Genomic DNA, 14,149 nt, shown 5'->3' with positions numbered 1-14,149 from the left:
GCGCATAAAAATCGGTAATAACAGACGGGATATAACCGCGCGGATTTTTTCTGATGAAAGAGAAAACCCGTGAGGCAAAGTCCGGGCTCCGCCGGAAAAAATGCCGGGTAATAACCGGGCGGATGCGGTAACTGCAGCGATGCAAAGTCCGCATTCGACAGACAGTGCAGCAGAAAATATACCGCCCGTCTTCCATGGCGGGTAAGGGTGAAAAGGCGGTGTAAGAGACCCCCGCGCATCCGGTAACGGATGCGGCAGTGCAAACCTCATTTGGAGCAAAACCGAGCGGCAGCGGGTTTTCCGGACCGTAACTGCGGGTAGGTTGCTTGAGACGCAGGGTAATCTGCGTTTCAGACAGATGGTTATGTCGGATTACAGCCGATGCCAGAACCCGGCTTACCGTCCCGTCTGTTTTTTTTATAAAATTCCGGATTGACGTCGGTAATGTGATTTTATTAAACGGTATGAACGGCAGCAGCAAACAAGCGCACATATTCAAACGCAAAAGCAATCTCGTACGAAATGTACTCATCACGCTTTCCGCGTGCGCTTCTTTAGCTGCCCTTGTGTTTTTGTTTTGCCGTTTTATCTTTCCGCGTCTGCCTGCAGGTGCTGTGCGTTCTCTCCGTAAGAGCTGGCAGGCATACGACTATGAAAGCGTATATGAAACGAGCAAGGGTATTTTGAACACGGCTCCGTTCAATAACGCTGCGCTCACGTATCACGGATATGCGGCGTTTTACCTCGGCGTATCGTCGCTCGATAAAATGGACGAGCAGAATTATCTCGACGAAGCGATCAACAGTTTGCGCCTTGCGCTTCTCGATGCGCAAAACTCGCTCAAACCGCAGCTTTCCTATATGCTCGGCAGAGCATACTTTTATAAAAATACCGTTTCATCGTATTATTACGCCGACCTCGCGGTAAAATATCTTGAACGGGCAAAAACGCTCGGCTACAAAGCCGACGACATAGCCGAATATCTGGGTATGAGTTATGCCGCGCTCGGTATGACGATGGACAGCATAGCTTCGTTTACCGAAGCGCTCCTTGTCAGGGAATCCGATACGCTTCTTTTTTCGATTGCGGAACAGTATTATAAAGCGGGACAAAATGCGGCAGCCGAACAGTATCTTTTCCGCGTCATAAAAGAATGCGACGATGAAAATTTGGTCTTGAAAAGCCGCATGCTCCTCGGTAGTATTTACATTGCCGAAGAAAAATACGAAGATGCCGCAAAAGAATTTGCGGGTGTTTTGGAAAAAAATGCAAACTCCGCCGATGCGCATTACCAGCTCGGCGTATTATATGAAAAACAGGGCGATATGGTAAAAGCCAGATCGGAGTGGCGTACTGCGCTCCGCATACAGGTAAATCACCGCGGAGCTCTGGAAAAACTTACGGATTAAATCGTTTCGGGAGGCATAATAAAATGGGTCTGTTTGATAATTTATCGATCGATATCGGAATCGATCTCGGTACCTGCAATACGCTGATCTATGTGCGCGGCAAGGGCATCGTTATAGACGAACCGTCCGTCGTCGCCGTCGAAAAAGGGACAAAGAGAGTTAGAGCAGTCGGTGCCGAAGCGAAAAGTATGCTCGATAAAACGCCGAGCAGTATAATTGCGATCAGACCTCTTGCCGACGGCGTCATCGCCGATATCGACAGTACCGAAAAGATGATCAAATATTTTATCTCTAAGATCACACCCCGCCATCAGTTTTTCCGTCCGATGCGCATGAGGATCGGAATTCCCTCGTGCATCACCGATGTCGAACGCAGGGCAGTCATCGAAGCGGCTCTTCGTTCCGGAGCGAAGCAAGTCGAAACGATAGCCGAATCCCGAGCGGCCGCGATCGGTGCGAAAATTCCCATTTTCGAACCTGCCGGTCACATGGTGTGCGATATAGGCGGCGGTACGACCGAAGTAAGCGTCATCTCCCTCGGCGATATGGTCATCACGAATTCGATCCGCGTCGGCGGCGATAAATTCGACGAAGCGATCGTCAAGCACGTTAAAAGCGTTCACAATTTAATCATCGGCCGGCAGATGGCGGAACGCTTGAAAATTCAAATCGGAAACGCCACTCCCGACAAAACGATAGAAAAGATGGAACTGCGCGGAACGGACGCCATTACCGGTCTTCCGCGCCGCCTCGAAATCGACAGCGTCGAAGTCAGGGAAGCTCTCAAAGATCCCGTTACGCGGATCGTCGAAGAGATCAAAAGTACGCTCGGACACACGCCGCCCGAACTTGCGGCCGACATCGTAGACCGCGGTATCGTTATGACAGGCGGCGGATCCATGCTCAAAGGACTTCCGAAACTTATCTCGAAAGAAACGGGTGTTCCCGTCATCCTCGTCGAGCATCCGCTCGAGTGCGTTGCAATCGGATCGGGAGAAGCGTTCGAATTGTTTAAAGACAGATCGGTCGACCGCGCGATTTACGCGAACCTCAACGACTAGCGGCGCATCATGCACATCCGTGTAAAATCGCCGTTCCGATTCAGGTTTCCCGAATTCCTCCTCGCTTTGCTCGTTATCATTTCGGGAGTTTTTCTCGCCTTTACGACCGGCAGTTTTGTCGTCAACTTCAGCCGCATCGGTTTTTCGATCTTTTCTTCGGCGGAAAAGGGTATTTTTTTCGTAACGAATTCCGTCGGAAAGCAGTTTGCCGCCGTGCGCGAACTGTCCGAACTCAAACGCAATTACGACGAACTCGTCATCAAATTGCAAAATTACGAGCAGATGCAGCGGACGAACGCGGAAATACGCAAAGAAAACGAACAGCTTAAAGAGCAGCTCGATTTCGTCAAATCGCTCGAACAAAAGAATTATCCCGCCCAGATTATCTCCCGCGATACGGACAAACTCTACGCGTCGCTCACCATAGATAAGGGAAGCGTAAACGGCATCGGCAAAAACATGCCGGTCATAGCATATCAAAACGGAAACATCGCCCTTGTCGGTAAAGTCATAGAAGTCGGGCGGTTTACGAGTTCGATTATGCCGATCTACAGCATCGACTGTACGGTTTCGGCCCGCATTCAAAATACGCGCGATTTGGGACTTTTATCGGGCTTCGGAGACGATACGAAGCTTTCGCTCAAATATATCAAAAAGCGCGTTATGGATACGCTCAATTACGGAGACGTCATCGTGACATCGGGCGAAAACGGAAACTATATGCGTAACGTACCGATCGGCTCCATTTCCGAAATCCGCGTCGTCGAATACGATTCTTCGCTCGAAATAGACGTCGCTCCTCTCATCGATTTTGAAAGGCTTGAGACCGTTATCGTTGTCGATGTCAAAAGCGAAAGGGAGGAAACGCGATGAAGTCGTATATCGTATCCGCTCTCATACTTTTTTGCGCAGTGCTCATCGAAACGGCGGTTCTTTCGAATATCGCTCTTCTTCCGGCCGTGCCCGATATCGTACTTTTATGCTCGCTTTACATATCGTTTTTAAACGGCAAAACTTCGGGTGAAATAAACGGATTCGTCTCGGGCGCGTTTTTGGATTTTCTTTCAGCCGCTCCCTTGGGTTTTCACAGCCTGTACCGGACGCTCATAGGCTACGTTTTCGGTACGCTCGGAAGCGTTTTCAATTCCGACGGAATCGTCATGCCCGCTTTGTACGCGTTCGGAGCCACATTATTGAAAGCGTTTTTCGTGTGGCTCATTTCGCTTCTTTTTCCGGCTTCACCTGCAGTGTACCGCGTATTATCCTTTCCGTTTCTTTTCGAACTTATATGCAATACGGTTCTTGCTCCTCTTGTTTTTAAATTCCTGTCGCTCTTCCGTTCCGTGCTTTCGACCGAAAGGAGGAGCGCGCTGTGACCGAAGACTTTTTACGGGGAAAGCGAAAAACCGTTTTATCCAAAACACAGCGCATTATCTTTTTGCGGATTGCGGTTCTACTCTGTTTTGCGCTCTATATCTATCGGCTTTTTTCGATGCAGGTCGTTCTCTCCGATGCGTACCGCACGCAGTCGCGCACGATTTCAAGTCAAGTTTCCCGCATCCCCGCACAAAGAGGGGAAATATTCGACCGCCATGCGAACGTACCGATGGTCATCAATACCGATTCTTTTGCCGTCGAGATAACGCCTGCGGAAATACCGGCAGGACATTACGATACGGTCGCTTCGCGTCTTGCGCAGTATCTCGGCATTTCTAAATTCGATATCGATAAGCGCATTCCGGAAAAGCTTCGAAAATCGTATACGGCGATTCCCGTGCGCTCGAACGTTTCGTTTGAAACGATTTCGAACATCGCGGAAAATAAAATCGATTTGCCGGGCGTTTCATGGGTGTCGCGCCCGAGGCGGAACTATGTCGAAACCGGTTCTCTTTCCCATATCATCGGCTACGTGGGAGACATAACGCAGGAAGAAATCAACGTTTTATACAACCAAGGCTATACGCGCAACAGCGTCGTCGGCAAAACCGGAATCGAACGGCAGTACGATCAGCTTTTGCAGGGGACGAGCGGACTTGAAAGCCGCACCGTCGACGTTCGCGGAAGAATCCTTTCCGACAAAGCCGACGTACGCCCGCCGCAGCCGGGGAAAAATCTCGTGCTTACGATCGATTCGCGTATTCAGACGCTTGCCGAAAAAACGCTCGGAAACAGGGTAGGGGCGGTCGTGGTTTTAAAACCCGCGACGGGTGAAATACTTGCGCTCGTTTCCTATCCGTATTTCGATCCGAATATATTCAATTCCGACGACTACTCGCAGGAGTATGTAAAACTGCGCGACAGTCCCGAAAAGCCGCTTTTGAACAGAGCCGTCGCCGCCCAGTATCCGCCCGGTTCGACGTTTAAAATCATCATGGTATCGGCTCTTTTGCAGGAAAAAAGTTTTTCGCCTTTTGAAAAAATCGAATGCAAAGGAAAACTCCTCTACGGAAACCGTACATTTCACTGCCACCTTAAGGAGCCCGGACACGGCTGGCTCGATTTGAAAAACGCGCTGGCGCAGTCCTGCGACGTCTACTTTTGGACGATCGGACGCGATTACCTCGGTATCGACAAAATCGCGCAGTATTCGACTATGTTCGGACTCGGAAAAAGCGCCGAAATCGATTTGCCGACTCAAGCCTCAGGCTTTATTCCGACCGCGCAGTGGAAAGAGCGAAAGTATCACGAGCGGTGGCTCGGAGGAGATACGATGTCCGCTTCCATCGGACAAGGCTATATCCTCGCCACTCCTCTCCAAGTTGCGGACATGATGGCGATGGTGTGTACGGAAGGAGTCGTCTATAAACCGCATCTGCTTAAAGAAGTGCGCGATCCGGTGACAAACGAAGTCATCACGGAAGTAAAACCCGAAGTTTTATTTAAATCCGATATACCCTCCGACGTGTGGAAAACCGTGCAGGAAGACTGCCGCTATACGATCACCGACGGCACACCCCAGTACCCGATGCGCAATAAACGTTTTCAAAGCGCAGGTAAAACCGGAACGTCCGAAGTCGCGCAATATACGAAAAGCTGGCATTCATGGATGGTAGCCTACGCACCTTACGACGCTCCCGTTGAAGATCAGATCGTCGTTTCGACCCTTGTCGAAGCGGTAAACCCGTGGGAATGGTGGGCGCCTTATGCGACGAACATCATCATACAGGGTACATTGGCGAATCAAACCTATGAAGAAGCCGTAAATGCACTCGGCTTTCATTATCTTCTTGCGAACGGAAACAGGCAGGAGTAGGGCGGTGAAGCTTAAAATCATCGATGCATTCGATTATATTCTTTTGGTCTGCGTCCTCGTGCTTACCGCGGCAGGTATCGCATTTATCTATTCGTCGGCAATCAATTCCGACGGCGTGCTCGTTACGAATGAATACGTCAAACAGACGGTTTGGGCTTCCATAGGCATCGTTCTTATCGTCATAACGGCGCTCTACGATTATCGGAAAACGACACGCTATAGCTATATTTTATATGCGATCCTTGCTCCGGTGCTTTTGTACACGGTCATATTCGGCCGCCACGTCAACGGCGCGAACAGCTGGATCGGTATAGGTCACTTCGGCATACAGCCGTCCGAATTCGGTAAAATCATTTTTATTTTATTTCTCGCAAAATATCTTTCCGAAAGCGCAGGTGAAGCCCCTTTAAAGCGTTTTTTAATTGCGGCGGCTATTTTCGCTCTTCCCGTATTATTGATACTTGCTCAGCCCGATTTGGGAACGGCAAGCGTCTATATTCCCATTTTTCTCGTCATGTGCTTTATGGCCGATATTCCGTTTCGCTACATAGTGTTCGTATTCGCCGTCGGTATGGGGACGATTTTTTTAACCGTGCTTCCGGTGTGGAACGACGTCATCGCGCATCGGAAGATTCCCGCTATCGGAGCGCTCACCGACATACGCTTACGCCTTTTGCTTATCGCAGCTTCCGTTTCCATTATGCTTATCGGTATCGTTGTACGACGCTATTTGCGGGGACAGAGGTATTTTTACTGGATTTCATACGGCGCTTTTATCGCCGCGCTTTCGCTTTTTTGTTCATACGGTGCCGGACGTGTACTCAAAAAATATCAAATCAGCCGCCTCATCGTTTTTCTCGATCCGTCCGTAGACCCCAGAGGAAGCGGATGGAACATCATCCAATCGAAGATAGCGATCGGAGCGGGCGGCATATTCGGCAGGTCGTTTTTGCACGGTACGCAGAGCCACTATCGGTTTTTACCGCAGCAGAGCACGGACTTTATATTCAGCATTTTGTCGGAAGAACTCGGTTTTATCGGAGGTCTCATCGTCTTTGCGTTATACGGCCTTATCTTTTTTCGGACGCTGAAAATCATGCGGAATTCGACGGGTTACGGTTCGTATATCGCAGCGGGAATATTCGGTATGTTCTTTTTTCATTTTTTTGTCAACATCGGTATGGTTATGGGCATCATGCCGATTACGGGAATACCGCTTTTGTTTTTGTCGTACGGGGGCTCATCTCTGTGGACTGCGATGGTCGCCGTCGGACTTCTTATGAGTATCAATTACCATAAATACGGATTTGACGCATAGTTGAAAGCTCTAAAACAAACAGGGTAAATTATCAAATTTCCTGCAGAGAGGCAATATCATTTGAATTAATTAAAAAAGACTTTTCCTATATTTCGGTAGACAGAATTCGACACATAACCGGCGTTTCAAAATAACCCCTAAAAAGCGGGGTAAACAGCCTGTTTTAATGGGTATTTTTCATACCCATTGGTAGACAGAATATACATTATAGGATGTAATTTAAGCAGGTAATTTTTATACCGCAAGCGGGTTTTTATTCGGTTATCGCGGTAACGCACGCACAACCCACGCGCACTTTTTCCGTACGCAAGAGCGACGATCGAATTATTCTTTGTTGACGATTTCCGAAACGCAATCGAGTACGTTGCGGTTTTTATCGAGTAAAAAACTTTTTTTGCAGCCGGCCTTTTCGCCCGCAAGCACGTCTTTTTCGCTGTCGCCGATCATATACGAGGAAGCGATATCGATATTGAAATCTTTTGCCGCCTGCAAAAGCATGCCGGCTTTCGGCTTACGGCAAGCACATTCGCATTTGTATGCGGTGTTTTCTCCCGCAAAGCCTTTGTCGGGATGATGCGGACAAAAATACAAGCCGTCTATAAACGCACCTTTTTTTCCGAGCTCCGTTTCCATCTTATTGTGAATGCGTTCAAGCTCTTCGAAGGTACACTCTCCGCGGGCGATTACCGGCTGATTCGTTACGACTATTGCAAGGTAGCCGGAAGCGTTGATTTTTTTTATCGCTTCGGTCGCTTCCGGAAGCAGTTCGAAGTTTTCGGCATCGGTGATAAAACCGCAGTCTTTATTTATCGTGCCGTCGCGGTCGAGAAAAACGGCTTTTTGCTTCGATCGTAAATTGCGCGCGGAAACTTTGCCGCTTCGGATGTCGGCTTCCGTTTCACAGTAGCGCTCGGGCGTTCCCATGTCTTTTATGTATTCGGGCGTTTCGTACGCGAAGATTTTTCCGCTTTCGATATTCGGTTTTAAAACATCCCGATCGAGATCGATTTTATCGGGTGTTTCGGGATGGCGCGGTACGAAAGTCCGCGCGGTTTTTCGAAGCAGTTCGGGCGAAATGATTTCGATGCCCGCGTTGACGAGGTTTCGATACCAAGTGCGTTCGTCTTCTTTTGCAAGCCATTTGACGACGCGGTGAGTATGCACGGGAAGCCCGCCTTCACTTTCGGGCGGCAGTATTTCCGTAACCAAAAGCGATGAATCGTAGGGATGCCCGTTCGGATGGGACGCGAGACTTGCCCACGCGTTGTGCTTTTTGTGAAAATCGATAAAGCGATTAAAATCGACGTCGAAAATTATATCGCCGCACAGCAAAAGGAAATCGTCGTCGATTGCGGTTTTCGTATCGATTTCGCGGCAATTTTTTCCGTCGAGCATTTTAAAAAGCGCGCCGGCCGTTCCGAGCGGATGATCTTCGGTAAAATAATCGATATTGACGCCGAACTTGCTTCCGTCGCCGAAATACTCTTTGATGACGTTTCCGAGATAGCCTACTCCGAGCGTGATATCTCTGAGACCGCACGCGCGCAGGTTTTCGATTTGATATCGGAGGATCGGCTTGCCGCAGATTTCGATCATGGGCTTCGGGACGTCGCTTCTGACGCTTTGAATGCGGCTTCCCTTGCCGCCTGCCATAATAATTGCTTTCATACGATTTATTAATTAATAAAATCCCTACTCTTTTTCGATATAGGTTTCGGGCCCGTAATAGATAACTTTCGTGCCGTCGTTTTCGAAGCGGAACGGAACGTACATTTGACTTGCAAGGGCGGCTTTGACCGCTTCCTGTTTTTCAAAAGGAACGTAGAACAGTAAAAATCCGCCGCCGCCCGCGCCGAGCAGTTTTCCGCCCAAGGCTCCGGCCTTCATCGCTCTGTCATACTGTTCGTCTATGCTTCCGGTCGAAATGCCCGGTGAAATGCCGCGCTTTAATTTCCACGTATAGTCGAGCAGCTTTCCGAATTCGTCGAGATTTACGGTTTTGTCGGTAAAAATTTTTTCGGCTTCATCGACAAGGCGGTACATTTTCAAAAGCTCTTCGGTTTTGTCTTTCATCGATTTTTCGGTACTTTGCTGAATATCCGAACTGAAGCGGCTGAATCCCGTAAAAAAAAGCATGAGACGGTCGTTGAGCGCTTTTTTGCGTTCGGGACTGATAATGACGGGTTTGACGCTGTAGCCGTCGCAGCTGAAATCGATGCGGTTAAAACCTCCGAAGCTCGCCGCGATTTGATCTTGAATGCCGCCCGCTTCTTTGCATAAAACGCGCTCCAAATAAATCGCGTCGTCGGCAAGTTTTCGTTTGTCGGCATATTTGCCTTTGAGCGCATAAAAGGCTTCGAGCATACCGACGGCAAAACTCGAAGAAGTGCCCAGTCCGCTTCTTGCCGGAAGATCCGATTCGTAAGTCATACGGATATCGTGCATATCGAGCCACTGCATCGCATTGCGGATCGCAGGATGTACGATCTCATCGTTAGAAAAAACCTTTTCTTCTTTGGAATAAGTAAGATGCGTTTTGTAATCGAAAAAAGGCGGCAAGTGGCGTACCGTTACGTAACAGTATTTATCGAAGGTCGTCGAAATGACGGCGCCTCCGTGTTTATCGTAAAATCCGCTGAAATCCGTACCGCCGCCGAAAAAACTCATGCGAAACGGCGTTTGTGTAATTATCATACAAAACACTATAAGGGCTAATCACCGCCGTGTCAATGATTGCGATCGATTAGATTTTTTTCCAGCTCTTCGGCAAGACGCTTTGCTTCTTTTTCGTTTTCGGGTCTCACGTATACCGACCACACATAGGGGCTGTAATCGGGGTTGATGACTTGTCTCATATTGATCTTTGCACCGCAGCCGCACGCGACTTCCGTCTGTACCCAGCCGGTACCGTAGGAAATGCCGTTTTTTTTAAGCAGCTTTTTGAGCGCTTTGAATTCGCCGTAATTCCGGCTTTCGTAAATTTCAATTTTTTTTCCGAATAAAAGCATGTCTACCCCACTTTAATAATTATACCACACTATATCACGTTCCGAGCCGATACTGCAAATCTTATGCGAGTTTTTCGAGCCGTCCCGTGTACGTTCACGCAAGTTTTTCGAGACGCTCTCTGATAAATTCGCTTTTTTCTTTGAGACCGATTTTTCCGAGTTTTAAAAACAGCATATTCGGTTTTGCAGCGTCGAGCCATACGCTGCCCGAACTTTCTTTTATCAACTGCAATACGCGATCGACCGAAATGTCGGACACTTTTGCAAATTCGATTTCGACGACGCCCTTCGATTCTTTGAGCGCGCTCACCGAAAGCTTTTTGCACAGGATGCGTATTTCGGCGAGCGACAGGAGGCTTGCAACTTCGTCGGGAACGGGGCCGAAGCGGTCTTCGATTTCGTTCATCACCGCGATCAATTCGTCGTCCGTCTGTACCGACGCGATCTTTTTGTAGATTTCCATTTTCGTCTCCGCCGAGCGCACGTAGGTGTCGGGGATAAAGCCCGTATATTCGAGTTCCATGAGCACTTCGCTCTGCGCTTTGTAATTTTCCGACGCGGTAAGACGTTCGACCGCTTCGTTCAGCAATTTCAAATACAACTCGAATCCGACGGCATACACGTCTCCCGACTGGTCGCGGCCGAGCAGGTTTCCCGCTCCGCGGATTTCCATGTCTTTCATTGCGATTTTAAATCCGCTTCCGAGTTCGGTAAAGTCGCTGATGACTTGCAGGCGCTTCATCGCGACTTCGGAAAGAGATGTATTTTCAGGATACAAAAGATAGGCGTATGCTTTCCGGTCGCTCCGCCCGACACGCCCGCGTAGCTGGTAGAGCTGCGAAATGCCGTACATATCCGCCCGGTCGATGATGATCGTGTTGACGTTCGGTATGTCGATGCCGTTTTCGATGATCGTCGTCGAAACGAGTACGTGAAATCCGCCGAGTTTAAAACGGCGGAAGATGTCTTCGAGTTCTCCGCTCATCATTTGTCCGTGTGCGACGTCGACGAGCATTTCGGGGATGAGCCGTTCGATTTTTCGCCGCACTTCGAAAAGGGATTCGACTCGGTTGTGTAAAAAAAACACTTGCCCTCCCCGCTCCGCTTCCCGCCTGATCGCCCAAGCTACGCGTTCGTCGCTGTACGGCTCTATAGACGTTTCGATCGCCTGCCGGTTTTGCGGAGGCGTCGCGAGCAAGCTCATGTCGCGGATTTTCAGTAAGCTCATGTGAAGCGTGCGCGGGATGGGCGTCGCCGAAAGTGCAAGGCAGTCGATATTCGCTTTCATCTCTTTGAGTTTTTCTTTGTCTTTTACGCCGAAGCGCTGTTCTTCGTCGATTATCATAAGACCGAGATTTTTAAAGACGACATCCTTTTGAATGACGCGGTGCGTACCGATGACGATGTCGATATCGCCCGATGAGAGGAGAGTTAAAGTCTTTTTTTGTTCCGCGTGCGGTACAAAGCGTGAGAGGACTGCGATTTTGACGGGGAAATTCGCAAAGCGTTCGACGCAGGTTTCGTAATGCTGTTCGGCGAGGATCGTCGTCGGCGCCAAAAAAACGACTTGCTTTCCGCCCATCACCGCTTTGAACGCGGCGCGCATCGCGATTTCGGTTTTGCCGTAGCCGACGTCTCCGCAGATGAGGCGGTCCATCGGAACGGGTTTTTCCATATCGTGCTTGACTTCTTCGGTGACAAAAGCCTGATCTTTCGTATCTTCGTAGGGAAAGGCCGCTTCGAACGAAGTCTGCCATTCGGTATCTTTCGGAAACGGAAATCCCCTCGACGCTTTTCTCCTCGAATAGAGGTCGATGAGCTTTTTTGCCAAATCTTCGACGGCTTCCTGTACTTTGCGCTTTCGGTTTTCCCAGCTTTTACTGCCGATTTTATCGAGCTTCGGAGCATCTCCTTCGCTTCCGATATAGCGCTGCACCATGTTCACCTGTTCGATCGGAACGAAAGCGACCTCTTTGTCCGCGTATTCGAGCTTTATATAGTCCCGCTCGTTGCCGCCGGCTTTTACGCGCTCGATACCGCAAAAGATACCGATGCCGTACTGTACGTGCACGACGTAGTCGCCGGGGGTAAGTTCGACGAAAGTGTCGATTGCGGCGCTTTTGGCTTTTTTCAGCGATTTCGGTACCGCCCGCCTTCTGCCGAATATTTCGTTTTCCTGTATGACGATGAGCTTTAAGTCGGGGATAGAAAAGCCTTCGGATATGGCTTCGGGAAAAACGGCAAGCGCACAGCGGTTTTCTCCGGATGCGGAAGAGCGCTCGAGAGTGCGGCGTTCATGCGTAAGCTCTTCGTACGGTTTTGCATCGCGTTCATATATTTTTACATCGCTTTCGTTCGAAGCCCTTTCGTATCCGCGCTCTTCGGTAAAATCCGAGAGCAATTGGGCTATGCGCCGCTCCTGATTTTCGCCGTCCGCAAAGACTGCGATCTTCCAGCCGGCATCTTGCAGCTTTCCGATTTCCTCTTTAAAAAACGGAATATTGCCGAAAAAGCTCCGCGACACTTCAGACGAAAAAGCGATATCGGACGGAGATTCACCGGTTGAAGCTGTGTCTTCCCGGGAAACCGTATGAAAAAGTATACTTCTTGAGATGATTTTTAGGTTTTTTCGGAAATCGGAGAGCATTTGCTCGGGCGGAAAGGCAGGAAACGAAAGACGCGCTTTCCGGTACATGCCGCCGTATTCCCGAACGATCGTTTCTTCGGCGTTTACGAGACGGTCGTAATCGAAGAAAAAAACGGTCGTCCGCTTGCCGATATAGTCCGAAATCGTACAGCGTTTTTTCCACAACACGGGATATAAAAGCTCTTCCCCTTCGCACGATTTTGCCGTTTCAAGTTCGGAAAGCATATTCGATAACACGGCTTTCGCTTTTTTTGTAAACGGAAGGTGTGCGCGAAAATTTTTGCGAAGCGGCTCTTTGTCATCCGGTACGCCTGCATCGGAGAACTCATCTTCGTCGGAAGACGGTATCTCGCCGGCACTCGTGTTATCCGCCGTATCGGAGTGCCTGTCCACATCGGAATACGGCGTCTCCCGGTTTTGCGATACCGCATTCGGCAGTCCCGTTTCATCTTCGGCGCTCACGGCCGTCGCTTCGTATACTTCTATCGCTTTTTTCAAATCGGTCAAAAGCGCATCGTCCCAAATCACTTCGCGCATCGGAGAAATAAAAATGCTTTCGAGGGAGCCTGTCGTCGTCTGCGTATCCGTATCGAAAGTTTTAATCTGCGCGACGGTATCGAAGTCGAATATGATGCGGCAAGGAGCTGCGCTTTGCGGAACGAATACGTCGAGCACTTCGCCCCTCAAACTGAACTCTCCCTGCACGTAAACGCGCGGCACTCTCGTATAGCCGAGAGATGAAAGTTTTTCCGCCGTTTTTATCGTGTCGGTGCGCAGACCGCGAAAGAGAGAAAACACGCGGCGCTTTACCGATTCGGGAGGCGGAAGCGGCGAGAGAAAAACGCGCTCGCTCACGATAAAGATTCTCGGTTTTTGAGAAAAGCCTTCCCTTCCCGCTCCTGCAAGTTTTGCGAGAGCCGCCGCGCGCTCTCCGAATACGGCCGCTCCCCGCGATACCGGTCTGTAGGGGATCATACCCCACCAGGGTATATCGATTATCTCCGCTTCGGGAAAAATCGAAGTCAAATCGGTTCGGATGTTGAGCGCTTCGTTTTCTCCGGGCGTGACGATGACGATGTCGGATGAACGCGAATCGAACGATACCGCTCCCGATACGCTTTCTTTAAACGCTAAAGATTGTATGCGTTCACAGTATTCGGCTGTAAAATAAGCTGAAAGAGCGCCGTGAAGTCCTCTTATCGAAAAAGGAAAAGTCGATGAAGAGGCGGTCAAGAGGGAGACGGCATCGCGCATGGGAGGCCATGAGTGTATTGCTTCTTTGATAGAATTTGTCGATAATGTATACATACGGTTTGTCCGATATTATAGAAAAGGTCTATTGTTTTTACACCTTTTGGGAGACGTAATTGAAACGTACTGTTTTTTTGATTATATCGTGTTTAGCCATCTTTGGACAGTCGGTATCCGCGCAAAGCCGCGTACAAAACGCAGC

General features: G+C 49.4%; 10 protein-coding genes and 1 other RNA gene. 7 read left to right on the top strand and 4 right to left on the bottom strand.

Annotated features, from left to right (window positions below):
- The first annotated feature begins 20 nt into the window (after positions 1-20).
- The 7 genes from rnpB to rodA all read left to right on the top strand — a co-directional run bounded on the left by rnpB (position 21) and on the right by rodA (position 7,041).
- Positions 21-416: RNase P RNA component class A (gene rnpB / locus H9I35_RS01540), an RNA gene on the top strand.
- 30 nt (positions 417-446) lie between these two features.
- On the top strand, positions 447-1,409 hold the full coding sequence (locus tag H9I35_RS01535) for a tetratricopeptide repeat protein (protein ID WP_252722691.1): 963 nt from the start codon (positions 447-449) through the stop codon (positions 1,407-1,409).
- Between the two features lie 23 nt (positions 1,410-1,432).
- Positions 1,433-2,470 (top strand): rod shape-determining protein, encoded by a 1,038-nt coding sequence (locus H9I35_RS01530; RefSeq protein WP_187419906.1) that lies wholly within the window; start codon positions 1,433-1,435, stop codon positions 2,468-2,470.
- A gap of 9 nt (positions 2,471-2,479) precedes the next feature.
- A complete protein-coding gene (gene mreC / locus H9I35_RS01525) occupies positions 2,480-3,343 on the top strand; it encodes a rod shape-determining protein MreC (RefSeq protein ID WP_187419905.1) in 864 nt (287 codons plus the stop codon).
- A complete protein-coding gene (gene mreD, locus H9I35_RS01520; protein WP_187419904.1) occupies positions 3,340-3,846 on the top strand; it encodes a rod shape-determining protein MreD in 507 nt (168 codons plus the stop codon). Before mreC ends, mreD begins: the two co-directional genes overlap by 4 nt.
- Complete coding sequence (gene mrdA, locus H9I35_RS01515) at positions 3,843-5,723, top strand: penicillin-binding protein 2 (protein WP_187419903.1); 1,881 nt, start codon at positions 3,843-3,845, stop codon at positions 5,721-5,723. Before mreD ends, mrdA begins: the two co-directional genes overlap by 4 nt.
- A 4-nt stretch (positions 5,724-5,727) precedes the next feature.
- Complete coding sequence (gene rodA, locus H9I35_RS01510; protein WP_187419902.1) at positions 5,728-7,041, top strand: rod shape-determining protein RodA; 1,314 nt, start codon at positions 5,728-5,730, stop codon at positions 7,039-7,041.
- Positions 7,042-7,365: 324 nt separating this feature from the next.
- Here the strand turns inward: rodA and gmhB are convergent, their stop codons facing one another.
- From gmhB to mfd, 4 genes are all read right to left on the bottom strand, one after another.
- Positions 7,366-8,709 carry a D-glycero-beta-D-manno-heptose 1,7-bisphosphate 7-phosphatase gene (gene gmhB, locus H9I35_RS01505; protein WP_187419901.1) on the bottom strand — a complete coding sequence of 448 codons (1,344 nt, stop codon included), beginning with the start codon at positions 8,707-8,709 and terminating at the stop codon, positions 7,366-7,368.
- A 24-nt stretch (positions 8,710-8,733) separates the two neighbouring features.
- Entirely contained in the window at positions 8,734-9,735 is a 1,002-nt protein-coding gene (locus tag H9I35_RS01500; RefSeq protein WP_187419900.1) for a GHMP family kinase ATP-binding protein, read from the bottom strand.
- 32 nt (positions 9,736-9,767) lie between these two features.
- A complete protein-coding gene (locus H9I35_RS01495; RefSeq protein WP_187419899.1) occupies positions 9,768-10,049 on the bottom strand; it encodes a hypothetical protein in 282 nt (93 codons plus the stop codon).
- 94 nt (positions 10,050-10,143) lie between these two features.
- The gene (gene mfd, locus H9I35_RS01490) at positions 10,144-14,004 is read right to left on the bottom strand and encodes a transcription-repair coupling factor (RefSeq protein ID WP_187419898.1); all 3,861 of its coding nucleotides are present in this window, start codon (positions 14,002-14,004) and stop codon (positions 10,144-10,146) included.
- Between the last annotated feature and the right edge of the window lie 145 nt (positions 14,005-14,149).

This window comes from Treponema sp. Marseille-Q4132 (genome assembly GCF_014334835.1).
GTDB lineage: Bacteria > Spirochaetota > Spirochaetia > Treponematales > Treponemataceae > Treponema_D > Treponema_D paredis.
Note: the sequence above shows the minus strand (reverse complement) of the source record. Positions and strands in the feature narration are given on the sequence as shown.